The 17,797-nt window shown below is 56.0% G+C and carries 14 protein-coding genes; 7 read left to right on the top strand and 7 right to left on the bottom strand.

The genetic code is table 11. The annotated features are described in order from the left end of the window. The first annotated feature begins 20 nt into the window (after positions 1-20). The 4 genes from nifJ to ttcA all read left to right on the top strand — a co-directional run bounded on the left by nifJ (position 21) and on the right by ttcA (position 6,792). Positions 21-3,548, top strand: coding sequence for a pyruvate:ferredoxin (flavodoxin) oxidoreductase (gene nifJ, locus ABLV66_RS11015; protein ID WP_348876723.1), 3,528 nt, complete (start codon positions 21-23; stop codon positions 3,546-3,548). Positions 3,549-3,909: 361 nt separating this feature from the next. Continuing rightward, the gene (gene ompC, locus ABLV66_RS11010; RefSeq protein WP_047048936.1) at positions 3,910-5,064 is read left to right on the top strand and encodes a porin OmpC; all 1,155 of its coding nucleotides are present in this window, start codon (positions 3,910-3,912) and stop codon (positions 5,062-5,064) included. A gap of 144 nt (positions 5,065-5,208) precedes the next feature. Further along, complete coding sequence (uspF, locus tag ABLV66_RS11005) at positions 5,209-5,643, top strand: universal stress protein UspF (protein WP_015366316.1); 435 nt, start codon at positions 5,209-5,211, stop codon at positions 5,641-5,643. Between the two features lie 213 nt (positions 5,644-5,856). Then, positions 5,857-6,792, top strand: coding sequence for a tRNA 2-thiocytidine(32) synthetase TtcA (gene ttcA / locus ABLV66_RS11000; protein ID WP_015366315.1), 936 nt, complete (start codon positions 5,857-5,859; stop codon positions 6,790-6,792). Between the two features lie 48 nt (positions 6,793-6,840). Here ttcA and dbpA read toward each other — a convergent pair whose 3' ends face one another. The 3 genes from dbpA to zntB all read right to left on the bottom strand — a co-directional run bounded on the left by dbpA (position 6,841) and on the right by zntB (position 9,682). Then, positions 6,841-8,214, bottom strand: coding sequence for an ATP-dependent RNA helicase DbpA (dbpA, locus tag ABLV66_RS10995; RefSeq protein ID WP_348876724.1), 1,374 nt, complete (start codon positions 8,212-8,214; stop codon positions 6,841-6,843). A gap of 14 nt (positions 8,215-8,228) precedes the next feature. Beyond that, positions 8,229-8,411: a proline-rich small protein YnaL gene (ynaL, locus tag ABLV66_RS10990; protein ID WP_071596126.1), complete on the bottom strand. Its 183-nt coding sequence runs from the start codon at positions 8,409-8,411 to the stop codon at positions 8,229-8,231. 287 nt (positions 8,412-8,698) lie between these two features. Next, complete coding sequence (zntB, locus tag ABLV66_RS10985) at positions 8,699-9,682, bottom strand: zinc transporter ZntB (RefSeq protein ID WP_045397470.1); 984 nt, start codon at positions 9,680-9,682, stop codon at positions 8,699-8,701. Positions 9,683-9,862: 180 nt separating this feature from the next. On the opposite strand from zntB, the gene ABLV66_RS10980 reads away from it, so the two are divergent. Next, a complete protein-coding gene (locus ABLV66_RS10980; RefSeq protein WP_047079062.1) occupies positions 9,863-10,306 on the top strand; it encodes a GNAT family N-acetyltransferase in 444 nt (147 codons plus the stop codon). 403 nt (positions 10,307-10,709) lie between these two features. Here ABLV66_RS10980 and ABLV66_RS10975 read toward each other — a convergent pair whose 3' ends face one another. From ABLV66_RS10975 to ABLV66_RS10960, 4 genes are read right to left on the bottom strand one after another with little or no spacing between them, the layout of a single operon-like run. Then, positions 10,710-11,627 (bottom strand): ROK family protein, encoded by a 918-nt coding sequence (locus ABLV66_RS10975; protein ID WP_315710729.1) that lies wholly within the window; start codon positions 11,625-11,627, stop codon positions 10,710-10,712. Beyond that, positions 11,624-12,484: an ABC transporter permease gene (locus ABLV66_RS10970; protein ID WP_047048947.1), complete on the bottom strand. Its 861-nt coding sequence runs from the start codon at positions 12,482-12,484 to the stop codon at positions 11,624-11,626. The genes ABLV66_RS10975 and ABLV66_RS10970 overlap by 4 nt, the downstream gene beginning before the upstream one ends. Before the next feature lies 1 nt (position 12,485). Further along, positions 12,486-13,406, bottom strand: a complete 921-nt coding sequence (locus ABLV66_RS10965) for an ABC transporter permease (RefSeq protein WP_045397480.1) — start codon at positions 13,404-13,406, stop codon at positions 12,486-12,488. A gap of 24 nt (positions 13,407-13,430) precedes the next feature. After that, positions 13,431-14,963, bottom strand: coding sequence for an ABC transporter substrate-binding protein (locus ABLV66_RS10960; protein ID WP_348876725.1), 1,533 nt, complete (start codon positions 14,961-14,963; stop codon positions 13,431-13,433). A 232-nt stretch (positions 14,964-15,195) separates the two neighbouring features. Here ABLV66_RS10960 and ABLV66_RS10955 point away from each other — a divergent pair, with 232 nt between their 5' ends. Then, entirely contained in the window at positions 15,196-16,329 is a 1,134-nt protein-coding gene (locus ABLV66_RS10955) for an ROK family transcriptional regulator (protein ID WP_213292490.1), read from the top strand. A 13-nt stretch (positions 16,330-16,342) separates the two neighbouring features. Further along, on the top strand, positions 16,343-17,794 hold the full coding sequence (locus tag ABLV66_RS10950; protein ID WP_315710734.1) for a M81 family metallopeptidase: 1,452 nt from the start codon (positions 16,343-16,345) through the stop codon (positions 17,792-17,794). Positions 17,795-17,797 lie beyond the last annotated feature (3 nt).

The raw sequence follows: 17,797 nt of genomic DNA, 5'->3' as shown, positions 1-17,797 counted from the left end.
CAATGTAAGGGTGTCTTCTTATGATTACGATTGACGGTAATGGCGCGGTCGCTTCAGTCGCGTTTCGCACGAGTGAAGTTATCGCCATCTACCCGATTACGCCCAGTTCAACGATGGCGGAGCAGGCCGACGCCTGGTCTGGCGATGGGCTGAAAAACGTCTGGGGGGACGTCCCCCGCGTGGTCGAAATGCAGTCGGAAGCCGGGGCTATCGGCGCCGTGCACGGCGCGCTGCAGACCGGCGCCCTTTCCACTTCCTTTACGTCATCGCAGGGCCTGCTGCTGATGATCCCGACGCTGTACAAGCTGGCCGGCCAGTTGATGCCCTTTGTCCTGCATGTCGCCGCCCGTACCGTCGCCACTCATGCGCTGTCAATTTTCGGCGATCATTCCGACGTGATGGCCGTGCGTCAGACCGGCTGCGCGATGCTCTGCGCCAGCAGCGTCCAGGAAGCGCAGGACTTCGCGCTGATTTCCCATATCGCCACACTGCAAAGCCGCGTGCCGTTTATTCATTTCTTTGATGGGTTCCGCACCTCGCACGAAATCAACAAAATCGCTCCGCTGGCGGATGACACCATTCGTTCCCTACTGCCGCAGGATAAAATCGCCGAGCATCGCCAACGCGCCCTTAACCCGGAGCATCCGGTCATTCGCGGCACCTCCGCCAATCCGGACACCTACTTCCAGTCCCGTGAAGCAACCAACCCGTGGTACGACGCGGTGTACGAGCACGTTGAAACGGCGATGAATAATTTCGCCGCCGCAACCGGTCGCCAGTACAAACCGTTCGAGTTTTACGGTCATCCGCAGGCAGAGCGGGTTATTGTCATCATGGGGTCCGCTATCGGTACCTGTGAAGAGGTCGTTGATGAACTGCTGAGCCGTGGGGAAAAAGTCGGCGTGCTGAAAGTTCGCCTCTATCGCCCGTTCTCCGCCGCACATCTGCTGCAGGCCTTACCGGAAAGCGCCCGCGCGGTTGCCGTATTGGATCGCACCAAAGAACCCGGCGCGCTGGCCGAACCGCTATACCTCGATGTAATGACCGCACTGGCGGAAGCCTTCAACCGCGGCGAGCGCGAAACGCTACCGCGTACTATTGGCGGCCGTTATGGTCTCTCGTCCAAAGAGTTTGGCCCGGAATGCGTGCTGGCTATCTTCAATGAATTACAAGCCGCACAGCCCAAGCCTCGTTTTACCGTTGGCATTTACGATGATGTGACGAACCTTTCGCTGCCGCTGGGGGAAAACACGTTACCTGCGGAAGCGAAGCTGGAAGCGCTGTTTTACGGCCTCGGCAGCGACGGTAGCGTCTCGGCGACCAAAAACAATATCAAGATTATCGGCAACTCCACGCCGTGGTTCTCGCAGGGCTATTTTGTCTATGATTCGAAGAAGGCCGGCGGCCTGACCGTCTCGCACCTGCGCGTTAGCGAAAAACCGATCCGCTCGTCGTATCTGATCTCGCAGGCCGATTTCGTTGGCTGCCACCAGCTGCAATTTATCGATAAATATCAGATGGTAGAGCGGTTGAAGCCCGGCGGCATTTTCCTGCTCAATACGCCCTACAGCGCTGATGAGGTATGGTCCCGCCTGCCGCAGGAAGTACAGGCCGCGCTGAATCAAAAGCAAGCGCGCTTTTATGTGGTTAACGCAGCGAAAATCGCCCGCGAGTGCAGCCTTGGCGCGCGCATCAACACCGTTATGCAGATGGCTTTTTTCCATTTAACCCAAATCCTGCCGGGCGACAGCGCGCTGGCCGAACTGCAGGGTGCGATTGCCAAAAGTTATAGCAGTAAAGGTCAGGAGCTGGTGGAACGCAACTGGCAGGCGCTGGCGCTGGCCCGCGAATCGCTGGCGGAAGTGCCGCTGCAGCCGGTTAACGCCAGCAGCCCTAATCGTCCGCCAGTGGTCTCCGATGCCGCGCCGGACTTTGTCAAAACCGTCACCGCGGCGATGCTTGCCGGTCTTGGCGATGCGCTGCCGGTCTCCGCGCTGCCGCCAGATGGTACCTGGCCCATGGGCACAACCCGTTGGGAAAAACGCAACATTGCCGAAGAGATCCCTATCTGGAAGGAGGAGCTGTGCACCCAGTGCAACCACTGCGTCGCCGCCTGTCCGCATTCGGCAATCCGCGCCAAAGTGGTCTCACCGCAAGAGATGGAAAACGCCCCTGCCAGCCTGCACTCGCTGGATGTGAAATCACGCGATATGCGCGGGCAGAAGTACGTTCTGCAGGTCGCGCCGGAAGATTGCACCGGCTGCAACCTGTGCGTCGAAGTGTGTCCGGCGAAAGATCGCCAGAATCCGGACATCAAGGCCATCAATATGATGTCACGCCTTGAGCACGTTGAAGAAGAGAAAGTCAATTATGATTACTTCCTCAACCTGCCGGAAATCGATCGCACGAAACTTGAGCGCATTGATATTCGTACCTCGCAGCTGATTAGTCCGCTGTTTGAATACTCCGGCGCCTGCTCCGGCTGCGGCGAAACGCCGTACATCAAACTGTTGACCCAGCTGTATGGCGATCGGATGTTGATTGCCAACGCCACCGGCTGTTCCTCTATTTACGGCGGCAACCTCCCCTCAACGCCTTATACCACTGACGCTAACGGCCGCGGTCCGGCGTGGGCCAACTCGTTGTTTGAAGACAACGCCGAATTCGGCCTGGGCTTCCGCTTAACCGTCGATCAACACCGCCAGCGCGTAATGCGGCTGTTGAGCGAATTTGCCGATAAGCTGCCGACTGAACTGAATGCCGCGCTACATGCGCAAGCGTCGCCGGAAGCGCGCCGCGAACAGGTCGCCGAGCTGCGTCAGGCGCTGACGGGCGTCGCCGGAGCCGAAGAGCTGCTCACCGATGCGGATGCTTTAGTTGAGAAATCGGTCTGGCTTATCGGCGGTGATGGCTGGGCCTATGATATTGGCTTTGGCGGCCTTGACCACGTGTTGAGCCTGACGGAAAACGTCAATATCCTGGTACTCGATACCCAGTGTTATTCTAACACCGGCGGGCAGGCATCGAAGGCGACGCCGCTCGGCGCGGTCACCAAGTTTGGCGAGCACGGCAAACGTAAGGCACGCAAAGATCTCGGCGTGAGCATGATGATGTACGGTCATGTCTATGTGGCGCAGATTTCGCTCGGCGCGCAGCTTAACCAGACGGTGAAAGCCATTCAGGAAGCGGAAGCCTATCCGGGTCCTTCGTTGATTATCGCCTATAGCCCGTGTGAGGAGCACGGTTACGACCTGGCGCTAAGCCATGACCAGATGCGCCAATTGACGGCAACCGGCTTCTGGCCGCTGTACCGCTTCGACCCGCGTCGCGCCGATGAAGGTAAGCTGCCGCTGGCGCTTGACTCGCGCCCGCCGTCAGACGCGCTGGCTGAGACGCTGCTCAACGAGCAACGCTTCCGCCGCCTGAACGCCCAGCAGCCGGAAGTTGCCGAGCAGTTGTGGAAAGACGCGGCCGCCGACCTACAAAAACGCTATGACTTCCTGGCCCAGCTGGCAGGTAAAGCGGAGAAACCGACAACCGAAAGCTAAACCGGCTGACGCAAATCCGGTGCTATAAAAAAAGCCCGAATAGTAAATCTATTCGGGCTTGTCATTTTCCGACAAATTAATCATTCAATATGAATGAGACGGCAACAATATAAGGATTCAATGACAATAAAGGCATATAACGCAGTCAGAATACGATATTCAATCTGTATTGTATAATTTTTATTTTATATATTTACCCGCAAACCATTCATGCGGAAAATTATCATTACTGTATATTTATTTACTTTAGAATTTACTTATATTGTAACAATTGATACTTATCATATCAGAATGCGCTCCTTTAGCATGGCCGTACTTCCACCCAGGAAGTTAAAACAAAAATAGTTAAAGGAATATCCAAATGAAAAGAAAAGCACTGGCATTGGTTATCCCGGCATTATTGGCTGCCGGCGCTGCTCACGCGGCAGAAATTTATAATAAAGATGGCAACAAATTAGATCTCTACGGCAAGGTAGACGGTTTACATTATTTCTCCAGCGACTCCAGCAAAGACGGCGACCAGACCTACCTGCGTTTCGGCTTTAAAGGTGAAACGCAAATTAACAATATGCTCACCGGCTATGGTCAGTGGGAATACAACGTTCAGGCCAACAACACCGAAAGCTCCGGCGATCAGGCATGGACCCGTCTTGCATTCGCCGGGATCAAAGCGGGCGACTACGGTTCATTCGACTATGGCCGTAACTACGGCGTCCTGTACGACGTGGAAGCCTGGACCGATATGCTACCAGAGTTCGGCGGCGACTCTTATACCCAGTCCGACAACTTTATGACCGGCCGCGCCAACGGTGTCGCGACCTATCGTAACAGCGATTTCTTCGGCCTGGTTAACGGCCTGAACTTCGCGCTTCAGTATCAGGGTAAAAACGAAAACCAGAATACTGAAGATATGAATGTGGGTACCAATAACCGCAGCACCGATGGCGATATTCGCTATGACAATGGCGACGGCTATGGCCTGTCCGCTACCTATGACTTAGGCATGGGTATCAGCGCTGGGGCAGCATATACTTCATCCGATCGTACAAACGCCCAGCAAAACTATACTGTTGGCGATCGCTACGCCAAGGGCGACAAAGCGGATGCCTGGACTGCAGGTCTAAAATATGACGCCAACAATGTTTATCTGGCGACTATGTATTCTGAAACCCGTAATATGACGCCATATGGTTCTACCAACAGCGATCATGGCGGTGGTATCGCCAATAAGACGCAGAACTTTGAAGTCACCGCACAATATCAGTTCGACTTTGGCCTGCGTCCGGCGATCTCTTACCTGCAATCCAAAGGCAAAGACCTGAGTTATATGGGCCAGTACTCTGATAAAGACCTGGTTAAATATATGGATGTCGGCGCGACCTATTACTTCAACCGTAATATGTCCACCTACGTTGATTACAAAATCAACCTGCTCGACGGCAATGACGACTTCTATAAAGACAACGGTATTTCTACCGACAATATCGTAGCACTGGGTCTGGTATATCAGTTCTAATGCTTGCGCCCGCCGTTCACGGCGGGCGTTTCACTTAAACCAACAATAAATTGCCGGTTGTCGTACCAATTTGTGATTCACGCAGTAGCAGAACCTCAATCCTGATGGCATACTGTTTTGGTGGTTATTAAAACAGGAGGTTTTATGAGTAGAATGATTCTGGTACCCATCGATATTTCTGATAAAGAATTTACTCAACGTGTGATCCGCCACGTTGAATCCGAAGCACGCGTCGATGACGCGCAGGTGCATTTCCTCACCGTTATCCCTTCGCTACCCTACTACGCCTCTCTGGGTATGGCCTATACCGCTGAACTACCGGCAATGGATGAACTGCGCGCCGAATCGGAAGCGCAACTGCGCGAATTAGCCAAAGGCTTCGCCATTCCGGAAGACAGAATGCATTTCCACGTTGCCGAAGGCTCGCCAAAAGATAAGATCCTGGCGCTGGCTAAATCGCTGCCCGCCGACCTGGTCATTATCGCCTCGCATCGCCCGGACATCACCACTTATCTGCTCGGCTCTAACGCCGCGGCGGTAGTGCGCCATGCCGAGTGCTCGGTACTGGTCGTCAGATAATCGCAAGCCCGCCGCCCGGCGGGCTTTATTATCTTTACTCCTCGCGGATTAAAGTGCCGGAAAGATGCTGACATTGCCCCCCCGAATCCGTACCATACACGCCACGGTTTTCTATCAGACCTCACTCATTGCTACGCGCCAGCGGGAATTGCTCCAGCGACTGGCACAACGCGTGCTCTTCTGATGCCACACTATGAATTGAGCCACTATTAAATGCTGCAAAATCAAGAAATTAGTAAAAAAGAAAAATACAACATCGACAAGCTGCAGAAACGTCTGCGCCGTAATGTCGGTGAGGCGATCGCCGACTTCAACATGATTGAAGATGGCGACCGTATTATGGTCTGTCTTTCGGGCGGCAAAGACAGCTATACCATGCTGGAAATTCTGCGCAGCCTGCAAAAAAGCGCGCCTATTTCTTTTTCGCTGGTAGCCGTTAACCTCGATCAGAAACAGCCGGGCTTCCCGGAGCACATTCTGCCGGCGTATCTGGAACAGCTGGGCGTTGAGTATAAGATTGTCGAAGAGAACACTTACGGCATCGTTAAAGAGAAAATCCCGGAAGGCAAAACCACTTGCTCACTGTGCTCTCGTCTGCGCCGCGGCATTCTCTACCGTACGGCGACCGAACTGGGCGCGACCAAAATCGCGCTCGGCCATCACCGCGACGATATCCTGCAGACGCTGTTCCTCAACATGTTCTACGGCGGCAAAATGAAAGGTATGCCGCCGAAGCTAATGAGCGATGACGGCAAGCATATCGTTATCCGCCCGCTGGCCTACTGCCGCGAAAAAGATATCGAACGCTTCTCGCAGGCCAAAGGCTTCCCGATCATTCCTTGCAACCTGTGCGGATCCCAACCTAACCTGCAGCGTCAGGTGATCGCCGATATGCTGCGCGATTGGGATAAACGCTATCCTGGCCGTATCGAAACCATGTTTAGCGCAATGCAGAACGTGGTGCCGTCGCACCTGAGCGACGTCAATCTGTTTGATTTTAAATCCATCACTCACGGATCTGCGGTGGTTGACGGCGGCGATCTGGCTTTTGACCGCGAAGAGATCCCGCTGCAGCCTGCGGGCTGGCAGCCGGAAGAAGAAGACGCTCAGTTAGATGAACTGCGTCTGAATGTGGTTGAAGTAAAATAACAGGCAACACGTCTCCGGCAACCGCCGGAGACCATCACTTGTCGCCCCTTACTTCAGCAGACGTACGCGGCAGGACTTGCCTTTAATCTTGCCGTTTTGCAACTGCTTATACGCCTTCTGCGCCACGCCCTGGCGGATAGCGACATAAACATGCGCGGGATGAACGTTGATCTTACCGATATCGGCGCCATCAAACCCCATATCGCCAGTTAACGCCCCCAGCACATCGCCCGGACGCATCTTCGCCTTCTTACCGCCATCGATACACAGGGTCGCCATCTCCGCCTGCAGCGGCGCAATATGATTACCCGCCGGCGCGTTAGCCCAGTTGAGTTTGATCTGCAGCATTTCGGCAAGAATGTTAGCGCGCTGCGCCTCTTCCGGCGCGCAGAAACTAATCGCCAGGCCGCTTTCGCCTGCGCGGGCGGTTCGCCCGATACGGTGGACGTGCACTTCAGGATCCCACGCCAGTTCAAAGTTAACCACCAGCTCCAGCGATTTGATATCCAGGCCGCGCGCCGCGACATCGGTCGCCACCAGTACGCGGGCGCTACCGTTAGCAAAACGTACCAACGTCTGATCGCGGTCACGCTGTTCCAGGTCGCCATGAAGAGACAGCGCGCTCTGGCCGGCAGCGTTCAATGCATCGCACACCGCCTGACAATCGCGCTTAGTATTACAAAATACCACGCAGGAAGCCGGCTGATGCTGGCTGAGCAATTTTTGCAGCAGCTTGATTTTACCGCTTTGCGAAACGTCGAAGAACTGCTGTTCAATAGACGGCAGCGCATCAACGCTATCGATTTCGATCGTCTGCGGATCCCGCTGCACCCGGCCGCTGATCGCAGCGATGGCTTCCGGCCAGGTCGCGGAGAATAGTAAAGTCTGGCGCGAAGCCGGCGCATAACGAATCACTTCATCGATAGCATCGCTGAAGCCCATATCAAGCATGCGATCGGCTTCATCCATAACCAGCGTCTGCAGCGCATCCAGCGACACGGTCCCCTTCTGCAGGTGGTCAAGCAGGCGACCCGGCGTGGCGACAATAATATGCGGCGCATGCTGTAAGGAATCGCGCTGGGCGCCGAAAGGCTGGCCGCCGCAGAGGGTTAATATTTTAATATTTGGCAAAAAGCGCGCCAGGCGACGCAGTTCGCCAGCAACCTGATCCGCCAGTTCGCGGGTCGGGCACAGAATCAATGACTGGGTCTGGAACAGACCGGCGTCAACGTGCTGCAGCAATCCCAGACCAAAGGCCGCCGTTTTACCGCTGCCGGTTTTCGCCTGTACGCGCACATCCTTCCCTGCCAGGATTGCCGGCAACGCGGCGGCCTGCACCGGCGTCATCGCGTGGTATCCCAGTTCGTTAAGGTTGTTCAGTTGAGCTTCGGGCAAAAGGTTCAGTGTTGAAAAAGCGGTCACAATGTTTTCTCGCATTAAAGGGCGGACAATCTGCAGGCGCGTATCCTCGCAGATCTCCGCTCTTGATGCGACAATTTAATCGGGTCATCGTCCGGCGGCGGGTCGGGAAGCGGGTGTGGACGAGGCCGCGGATCGGGAACGGGCACCGGATCGTTAGGCTCAGGGCCGATGGGTATCGACTGCAATGATAGCGCCATTTTACGCATAGTTTATCCCCTCTCTTTACAGGACTATTCTTTAAGCGTAGAAGTTAGCTGGCAGAGGGCAAAAAAAAAGCCGACTCAATAAAGTCGGCGTCGTACGAATCAATTGTGCTATGCAGTAATTCAAAAAAGGAAGTAAGACAATATGGAGCGCAACGCCCATCGCTTGACGTTGCATTCACCTGCGAGAGAGATATTGCCCTGAATGGGTAGAAGGTTTATTGATTTCGCTCAAATATTGCCGGGGTTTCAACGGCAAAATCGCCTGTAAAGACAATTTCTTACAACCATTTACTACGATGTAACCACCAAGTAACACCACCAATTAGAACAACTAACATTACGCAAAAAATCGAAAAACCAAGATGCCAGCTGTTCCCCGGGATACCGCCAAGGTTGACGCCAAACAGCCCGGTCAGGAAGGTGCTGGGCAAAAAGACCATCGCCATCAACGACATCGTGTAAGTCCGCCGCGACAGCGACTCCTGCATAATCTGTGCGATTTCATCGCTCATGATCGCCGTGCGGGCAATACAGCTGTCAATCTCATCAAGCCCCCGTCCAAGACGGTCGGCAATATCCTGCATCCGGCGACGATGATCGTCACTCATCCACGGCAGGCGTTCACTGGCGAGGCGGGCGTAGACATCGCGCTGCGGGGCCATATAGCGGCGCATCACGATAAGCTGCTTACGCAGCAACGCCAGAAAACCGCGCGGCGGCACCTGCTGGTCGAGCAGGTCATCTTCAAGGTCGATAATCCGGTCGTGCAGCTGTTCAATAAACTCGCTGGCGTGATCGGTCAACGCATCGCAGATTTCCACCAGCCAGCTACCGCAATCCGTCGGCCCGTTGCCCTCCTGCAGATCGCCCAGCACATCATCCAGCGCCAGTACTTTACGCTGACGGGTGGAGACGATCAGCCGCTCGTCCATATACAGACGCATCGCCACCAGTTGATCGGGGCGTTCATCGGTGCTGCCGTTAATACAGCGCAAGGTGATTAGCGCGCCGTCGCCGATGCGCGTCACCCGCGGGCGCGTACTTTCCCCGGCCAGCGCGTCGCGAACGTTATTCGGCAACAGCGGCGTGGCGGCTAACCAGTCGGCGCTGTCAGTATGGGTATAATTGAGATGTAGCCAGCAGGGATTGCTCTTATCGATATTATCGTTATCAGCCAGCGGCTTTACGCCGCCCTGCCCGTCGAGCACCCATGCAAAGATGGCGTCCGGCACTTTCAGCTCCGAGCCCTTAATCGCGTCCACTGAACCTCCATTAATGCATGCCTGTAAAAAGCGTGAATAATCCATAAGGTACGCTATTCAGCTGAATTTCGCCTCCCGCAATCATCGCAATCGCCTAACAAATAGGCAGCATACCGCTTTTGGCGACAGCTGATCATATTTGTATTACAATTATATCCGTAATTTTAATGAGGTTTTAGTATGAATATTTATCAAGCCCAGCCCCAGGATGTCGATACCGTCCTGCCGCTGTATCTCGCCTATCGTCGTTTCTATCAGGTCGAAGAAAATCTCGTTCAGGCGCGGGAGTTCATCCTTAAGCGCCTGCAACTGAATGAGTCGGTCATTTTCTTCGCAGAAATGGACGGCAAAGCGGTGGGCTTTACCCAGCTCTATCCCCTGTTCTGCTCGCTGGAAATGAAGCGCATCTGGCTGCTTTACGATCTGTACGTTGATGAATCTGCCCGCCAGCACGGCGTAGCGCAGCAGTTGATTGCCCGTGCCGAACAGCTGGCAAAAGAGAGTGATTCAGCATTTATTATGCTTAGCACGGCAACCGATAATACTAAAGCGCAGGCGTTATACGAGCGTAGCGGCTTCGTACGTGATACGGATTTTTACGTCTATAACAAAATGCTCAAGTAAGTTGGTCAGGCCGTCATAAAGGGAGAACCCGCCATTGGCGGGTTCTTATTAGTTCGTATCAGTCGTCGGCTAATCCACAGTAGTAACCCTTGCCATCGTCTGGGCGGGCACAGGACGGGATTAGCAGCAAGCGTTCATTTTTTCTCTTCCGCATAGCGGCGGGCGTTATCGTGTAAATTGGTGCACATGGTTATTACTCCATTTTTATAAGCAGACTAAGAGCCTATCCCATTAGGGCTATTTTACTTGCCATTTTGAACCAGGGCAGTGCTCGAAATCCTCACGTACTACGTGTACGCTCCGGTTTCTGCGCGCTGTCCGTGTTCAAACTGGCTGCGCCAATTACGCCTACTGGGATAGGCTCTAATCCTAGAAGCTTCCGTCAGATTTGCCACATTCCTGGCTAAAATTTTTCCCAGCCCAGCACCGATGCCCCCAGTAATCCCCCTTCGCGACTAAATTGCCCGGCGACCAGTAGTGGCTCAGCGCTCTTCAGCAGAATCTTTGCCCGCAACGCGGTATCAAGGCGCGCCAGCAGAGACGTTTCGCTCGCCAGCCCGCCGCCTGCGACGATTTTATGCGGCCCGAGGATATTTACCGCATGTGCCAACGGTTCGCTCACCAGATCAAGCCATACTTCAAGGGTGAACGCCGCTGTCTCTTCTCCGGCCATGCCCTGCGTCACGATCTCGACACTGCTTAGCGCCTGACCGCTGAGCAGTTGATGCAGCCGCTGCATCCCTTTTGCCCCGCCAAGGGTGTCAAGACACCCCTGCTGTCCGCAGCCGCAGGGCAGCCGCGGCAACTCAACTCCCCGCAGATGAGTGCGCGTAATGGGTCCGTGCCCCCACTCGGCGCCGATCCCCTGATTGCCGTAGAGGATTTTGCCGTTGATGGCAATCCCGCCGCCGATCCCGCTGCCGAGGATCACCCCTAACACCACCGGCAGATCTTTTGCCGCGCCGAAACGCGCTTCGGCCAGGGTAAAACAGTCAGCATCGTTAGCCATCGCCACCGGGCGCCCGAGCTCAGCCTGCAGGGATTGGATAATATCGATACCGGCAAACGGCGGAATGTTGCTCGACAGAATACGATCGTTGGCAACATCCACCACTCCGGCGCAGGAGAGCGCCAACGGACTCTGTCCGCTAATCGCATCGCCATATTGCGCGATAATCTCCTGTACGGCGTCGATGAATGCCGGCCAGGAAGTCAGCGGCATCGCCCGCTGACGCGGCATTACTACCTGGCCAGGCGCCGGAGAGATAGCGCTTTTAATAAAGGTTCCGCCAATATCCAGGCACAGCACGCTATTACTCATAGGCGAGAGTCCATGATGTCACGCAGGCCATCGCCCAGCAGGTTGAAGCCTAATACCGAAAAGACAATAGCCAGCCCCGGCCACAGCGAAATCCCCAGGCTGATGCCAAGGAAGTTACGCCCGTCGCTCATCATCGTTCCCCACTCCGGCATCGGCGGTTGCACGCCCATGCCGAGGAAGGAGAGCGAAGCGGCGGCCAGGATCACCGAGCCGCCGGTCAATGTCGCCTGCACGGTAATCGGCCCCAGGGTATTACGCAGAATGTAGTGAATTATCTGTCGGCGATAGCCAATTCCCAGCGCCCGCGCCGCTTCCATGTACTCCATATTCTTGATACCCAAGGTCAGGTTACGGCTGAGGCGCGCGTAAACCGGCACGGAGAAGATAGCGATCGCCAACAGCATATTCAGCAACCCTGCGCCGAGGACGCTGACCAGCAGGATAGCCAGCACGATGCCGGGAAAAGCGAAAATGACATCCATCACCCACATAATCAGGTGATCGACACTTTTCCCGCACAACGCGGCGATGATGCCCAGAGGCAGCCCCATCAGTAGCGACAGCGCCACGCTGACCACCACTTCAATCAGTGAGATCCTGGCGCCGTAAATAGTGCGGGAAAAGATATCGCGGCCATAGTCATCGGTGCCCAACCAGTGGTCGGCCGACGGCGCGGAGAGAATATTCAGCAGGTCCTGCGCGTAGGGATCGTAGTGGCTTAACCATGGCGCGAAGATGGCGCATATCAGGATTAAAGCGACGATGATGCCGCCGAGGGTCAGCGAGGGATGCTCCATCCCCCAGCGCAGGCCGCTGAGTACGCCGCTGCGCGATTTGGCGAGTGAAATTTCCGACATATCAGTCAAACCTTATTTTCGGGTTGATTCTGGCGATAATCATCTCGCCAACCAGGTTCATCACCACCACGCTTGCCACCGTAATCATCGTCACGCCCTGGATAACGGGATAATCGCGATAGCGCACCGAATCCACCAGATAGCGGCCTATCCCCGGCCAGTTAAACACCGACTCGGTCACCACCGCGCCGCCGATCAGGCTGCCGAAATTAAGCGCGATAATGGTCACGATGGGGATCAGCGCATTGCGCAGCGCATGTTTAAAATAGACCTGAAACGGCGCCAGCCCTTTGGCCCGCGCGGTGCGGATATAATCTTCGCCTAACACGTCAACCATACTGGAGCGGGTCATCCGCGACATTACCGCCATTGGGAAAATCCCCAGGCAGACCGACGGCAGGATATAGCTTTTCCAGCCATCCGCGCCCAGCAAAGGCAGCCAGCCCAGCTTCACCGAAAAAGTATCCATGGCGATCAGCGCCAGCCAGAAGTTGGCTATCGACGCGCCGGCAATCGCCACCAGCATCAGCACATGGTCGGCAACATGATTGCGGTAAATGGCCGCGCACATCCCCATGGGAATACCGAGGATCACCGCCATCATCCACGCCAGCAGCGCCAGGCCTAAGGTATAAGGAACCCGCTCGCTCATTTCGGTGGAGACCGGCTGGCCGGACTTCAGCGAGGTGCCAAAATCCCCCTTCAGCATTCCGCTGACGAAATGGCCATACTGCACCGCCAGCGGATCGTCCAGGCCGAGGCGCGTATGCATACGGCTGACATCATCCTGGGTGGCCTGCGGCCCTGCCATCAGGCGGGCCGGGTCACCGGGGAGCATCCTGATCGCCAGAAAGACAATCAGCGATGCGCCCAGTAGGATCAGCGGCAAAGAAAGCAGTTTTTTAATCACATAAGCTTTCATAACAACTCCACCCTGACCCCAGCGTTACGGTTTTTGCGCTTCGGTGACGATAATTTCGCCGCCCGGCTCCATCCGCACGCCTTTAATGGTGGCGCGGGTGGCGTACAGATCGTCCTGGAAATAGAGCATCACATGCGGCGCGTCCTGCATAATGGCCTTTTGCGCCGCCACATATTCGGCGATACGCGCGTTGTTATCCATGGTGGTCGCGGCTTTATCTAACAGCTCATCTACCTGCGGGTTGCGGTAGAAACCAAGGTTAGCCCCGGCCGGCGCGGCGCTCTGTGAGTGGTACAGCGGGCGCAGTTGCAAATCAGAACCATTAAGGCCGGAAGACCAGGAGGCCAGCACCGCATCGGTACGGTTGGCCAACTTTTCCGCCGCCGGGGCAAACGCCGCTTTGCTCCAGACGCCGCTCTCCATCTGCTGGATGTTAAGTTTCACGCCAACTTTGCCCCACATCGCCTGCAGGATTTGCGCGGTACGCGCATCCGGTCCCTGCACGGCGATGTTCATCTCAAAGCCCTGCGGGTACCCGGCCTCTTTTAATAGCGCTTTCGCTTTATCGAGATCCCACGGATAGTCGTTGAGGGTTTTATCATATCCTTCGTTCACCGGCGCCAGCGGCGAGTTGGCGGCAGAAGCAAAACCAAACATCACCGCCTTCAGCAGCGCTTCTTTGTCGGTCGCCAGGTTCAGCGCCTGACGCACGCGGACATCATTCAGCGGCTTTTGCTCAACGTTGAGCGCTACCCAGAATACCGACGCTCCCTGCCCCTGCTCCAGCTTCACCTGCGGGTTGCTTTTCAACTGCAGACCAAACTGCGGCGGTACCGGGTTAATCACATCGACCTGGCCGGAAAGCAGCGCCATGTTCATCACCGACGGCTCCGCGCTCCAGGTCCACTTAATCTCATCCGGGCCGTGATTCTCGCCCCAGTATTTCGGGTTTTTCTTCTCCAGCACATATTCACCGGTTTTATACTCCTGCAGCATATATGGGCCGGTACCGTCCGCTTTACGGCCAATGGTGCCGGCTTTCGCCGCCGTGGGGCTCACCATCTTCGCTGAGCCGCCGGTCAACAGATTGAGGAAAGAGGGATAGACCTTTTTCAGCGTAATCTCGACGTTGTCATCATCGAGCTTCTTCACGGAAGCGATCACGTTGCGCATCCGCGAACTGGCTGCCAGTCCGCCTTTCGGGTCGATATGTCGTTCAATATTGGCGACGACCGCATCGGCATTGAACGGCGAGCCGTCATGGAAAGTGACGTTTTTACGCAGGGTAAAAGTCCAGACTTTACCGTCATCGCTGACCTTCCAGGCGGTGGCCAGCGCCGGGGCGATTTTGAAATCCGGCGACAAATCCACCAGACCTTCATACATCGGTTTTAAAACGGTATCGGTAAAGGTCGCGGTTTGGTCGCCCGGATCCATGCTACGCGGAGGTTCGTTTTGCATCACGTTCAGCGTCGCTGCCTGCAGCGCCGTCGCCCCGCCGGTTGCCAGTAAGCCTGCCAGAATGGCAAGTCGATATTTATTCATAATTGCCTTCATCCGTTAACCCCTACCTGTCTGTTATGTCGCCAGTTGTGGCTGTTATGTTGCGATTAGGTTTTCTTTTTACCCAAAACAGAGTCCCATAAATGTGATATTAGCCATGATTAACGCTTAATTAGGTAATAAATTTAACTTATATGTGATTGTTTAGTTATTTTTGAAAATAAACTGGTTGCTAAAGCGCCAGCCCGCGATTATGTTCAGAAAAAAGCGTTATGGCTGAGTAACTATGCTGAACAAACTCCACCAACAATTGATTCATTTGGTCTGTAGCGAGGAAGGCGCCAGCCGCGCAGACCTCGCCCGCCTGACGGGTATGAGTAAAGCGGCCATTGGCGCACTGGTAAAAGAGATGCTGGCCGATGGGCTGCTAGAGGAGAGCGATATGGCCGCTTCCGGCGGCCAGGGGCGCCCCTCCGTCACCCTTTCGCTGGCGCCGGACGCCGCTTACGCTATCGGCATCTCGCTGATTGATAATCAGCTGGTGTTGGTACTGATGAATGCCAGCGGTGAGAAAATCGCCGAGCGGCTGCTCACGCCGCTGCTTGAAATCCCCGCCTTAATCCAGCAACTGGCGGATGAAATCCGCAGTTTGTTAAACGATACGCTTATCGAGCGCCAACGGCTGGTCGGCATCGGTTTTGCTCTGTCTGCCTTTGTCGACGCCGCGCAATCGGTCTGCGTACAGTCGGCGCTGCTGGGCTGGCATCAGGTACCGCTAGCTGAACTGTTAAGCCGCGCGACCGGCGGGATCCCGGTATTGATTGAAAACGACACCCGGGCGCTGGCGAACTGGGAGAAAACTTTTGGCCATCTACGCAAGCTGGAGAGCGCAGTGGTGATTTCTCACGGCAGCGGCATCGGCAGCGCGGCGGTCATCTGTAACCGAATCTGGCGCGGCGCCCACGGCGGCGCGGGAGAAATAGCCCACTGCACCATCGTACCAGCGGGCACGCCTTGTCGCTGCGGGAAGCGTGGCTGTCTCGACACCATTGCGTCTCTCACCGCCATCTTTGAACAGGCGCGTATGGCCGGTATCGACACTGACCAACTGGATGAACTGGAAGCCATGGCGCGTAAGGGCCACAGCGCCGCCATCCAGATCCTGCATCGGGCCGGCGATGCCTTAGGGTTAGCCATTTCACATCAGATCCAGACTCACGATCCGGCGGCGATCATGCTTGCCCACCAGCCGGAAAGCTTTAACGGTTTACTGAATACCGTGATGCAACAAGCCATTGAAACCAACCTGCTGCCGGGGATGGCGGGAAAAACGCCGCTTATCTATCGTCCGCTGGCTCAGGACAGCTGGGCGCTCGCCGCGGCGAGCGTCGCGCTGACTCACGTTCTCTTTCCAGGATAATTTCGAGGTCCTTATGCGCATTGCCGTTGGCGGAATACATATTGAATGCAGCACGTTTAATCCGGTCCTGACTCATGAAGCGGAGTTTCGCACCGTCAAGGGCGAAGCCCTGCTGGAAGCGCCTCACTTTCAGTTTTTACGCGATTATCCGGCGACATTTCTGCCGACGCTGCACACCCGGGCGATTCCCGGAGGCCCGGTGGCGCGAGAGACCTATGAGCAGTTCAAGGCCGAATTCTTAAGCCGGCTGCAGGCGCAACTGCCGATCGACGGCCTGTACCTTGCGATGCACGGCGCAATGTACGTTGAAGGTATGGAAGACGCTGAAGGCGACTGGATCACCGCCGCCCGCGCCTGCGTCGGCGATGACTGCCCGATTGCCGTCAGCTACGATCTTCACGGTAACGTGACCCAGCGCATCATCGACGCCATCGATATCTACTCAACCTATCGCACCGCGCCGCATATCGATATCGAAGAGACCATGCGCCGTTCGGTCAGTATGCTGGTGAATAGTCTGCAAAGCGGCGTGCGCCCGGGCATAGTGTGGGCCCCTATCCCGGTATTACTGCCTGGCGAGCGAACCAGTACGGAAGATGAACCGGCAAAAAGCCTGTACGCCATGTTGCCGCACAGCGACCAGATCGACGGCGTACTCGATAGCTCATTAATGGTCGGCTACGTGTGGGCCGATGAACCTCGCGCCACCGCCGCGGCCATTTTTACCGGCACCGATCGCGCGGTACTGGAGCAACAGGCCGCAAAACTGGCGCAGGCCTATTGGGATGCGCGGGAAGATTTTGTTTTCGGCTGTCGGACGGGCAGCGTCGCCGAATGCGTCGCTCAGGCCATCGCCAGCGCCACGGGCCCGGTGATCCTGGCGGATTCTGGCGATAATCCAACCGGCGGCGGCGTCGGCGATCGCGGCGATGTGCTCGCCGAACTGCTACGCCAGCAGGCGCAAAATACCCTGGTGGCCGGCATTACCGACGCGCCGGTGACGCGTGCGGCCTTTGAGGCCGGCATTGGCGCAGAACTGCAGTTGACTATCGGCGCCAGCCTCGATCCGGCGGGCGTCAGCGCGAGCGCGCGTTTTACCGTCACCGGTCTGCTGGCGGCGGATCCGCAGCGCCCGGCCAATCAGGCGGTGCTACAGACAGGTGGTGTTACCGTGGTGGTAGCCGACCGCCGACGCCCGTATCACGATATCGCTGACTTTAGCGCGTTGGGGCTCAACCCGCGGCAGGTGAAAATCCTGGTGGTCAAATCCGGCTATTTATCGCCGGAGCTGGCGCCGTTGGCCAATCCGAACCTGATGGCGCTCTCGGAAGGGGTGGTCGATCAGGATATTGAACGGGTGGCGCGTCTGCGGATGCTGACACCGACCTGGCCATTTAAGCGTGATCTCGAATTCACCCCACTGGTGCGGGTTTCCGCTCGCGCGCCCTTTGCCGGGGAGTGCTGACTC

Origin of the sequence: Klebsiella sp. CN_Kp073 (assembly GCF_040065495.2) — a bacterium.
GTDB lineage: Bacteria > Pseudomonadota > Gammaproteobacteria > Enterobacterales > Enterobacteriaceae > Klebsiella > Klebsiella aerogenes.
The sequence above is the reverse complement of the archived record's forward strand: the minus strand, read 5'-3'. Positions and strand labels throughout refer to the sequence as shown.

Bases quoted from the DNA above. Each gene is read 5' to 3' on its own strand.
- nifJ (WP_348876723.1), top strand. From the start codon at position 21: ATGATTACGATTGACGGTAATGGCGCGGTCGCTTCAGTCGCGTTTCGC.
- ompC (WP_047048936.1), top strand. From the start codon at position 3,910: ATGAAAAGAAAAGCACTGGCATTGGTTATCCCGGCATTATTGGCTGCC.
- uspF (WP_015366316.1), top strand. From the start codon at position 5,209: ATGAGTAGAATGATTCTGGTACCCATCGATATTTCTGATAAAGAATTT.
- ttcA (WP_015366315.1), top strand. From the start codon at position 5,857: ATGCTGCAAAATCAAGAAATTAGTAAAAAAGAAAAATACAACATCGAC.
- ynaL (WP_071596126.1), bottom strand. From the start codon at position 8,411: ATGGCGCTATCATTGCAGTCGATACCCATCGGCCCTGAGCCTAACGAT.
- ABLV66_RS10980 (WP_047079062.1), top strand. From the start codon at position 9,863: ATGAATATTTATCAAGCCCAGCCCCAGGATGTCGATACCGTCCTGCCG.
- ABLV66_RS10975 (WP_315710729.1), bottom strand. From the start codon at position 11,627: ATGAGTAATAGCGTGCTGTGCCTGGATATTGGCGGAACCTTTATTAAA.
- ABLV66_RS10970 (WP_047048947.1), bottom strand. From the start codon at position 12,484: ATGTCGGAAATTTCACTCGCCAAATCGCGCAGCGGCGTACTCAGCGGC.
- ABLV66_RS10965 (WP_045397480.1), bottom strand. From the start codon at position 13,406: ATGAAAGCTTATGTGATTAAAAAACTGCTTTCTTTGCCGCTGATCCTA.
- ABLV66_RS10960 (WP_348876725.1), bottom strand. From the start codon at position 14,963: ATGAAGGCAATTATGAATAAATATCGACTTGCCATTCTGGCAGGCTTA.
- ABLV66_RS10955 (WP_213292490.1), top strand. From the start codon at position 15,196: ATGCTGAACAAACTCCACCAACAATTGATTCATTTGGTCTGTAGCGAG.
- ABLV66_RS10950 (WP_315710734.1), top strand. From the start codon at position 16,343: ATGCGCATTGCCGTTGGCGGAATACATATTGAATGCAGCACGTTTAAT.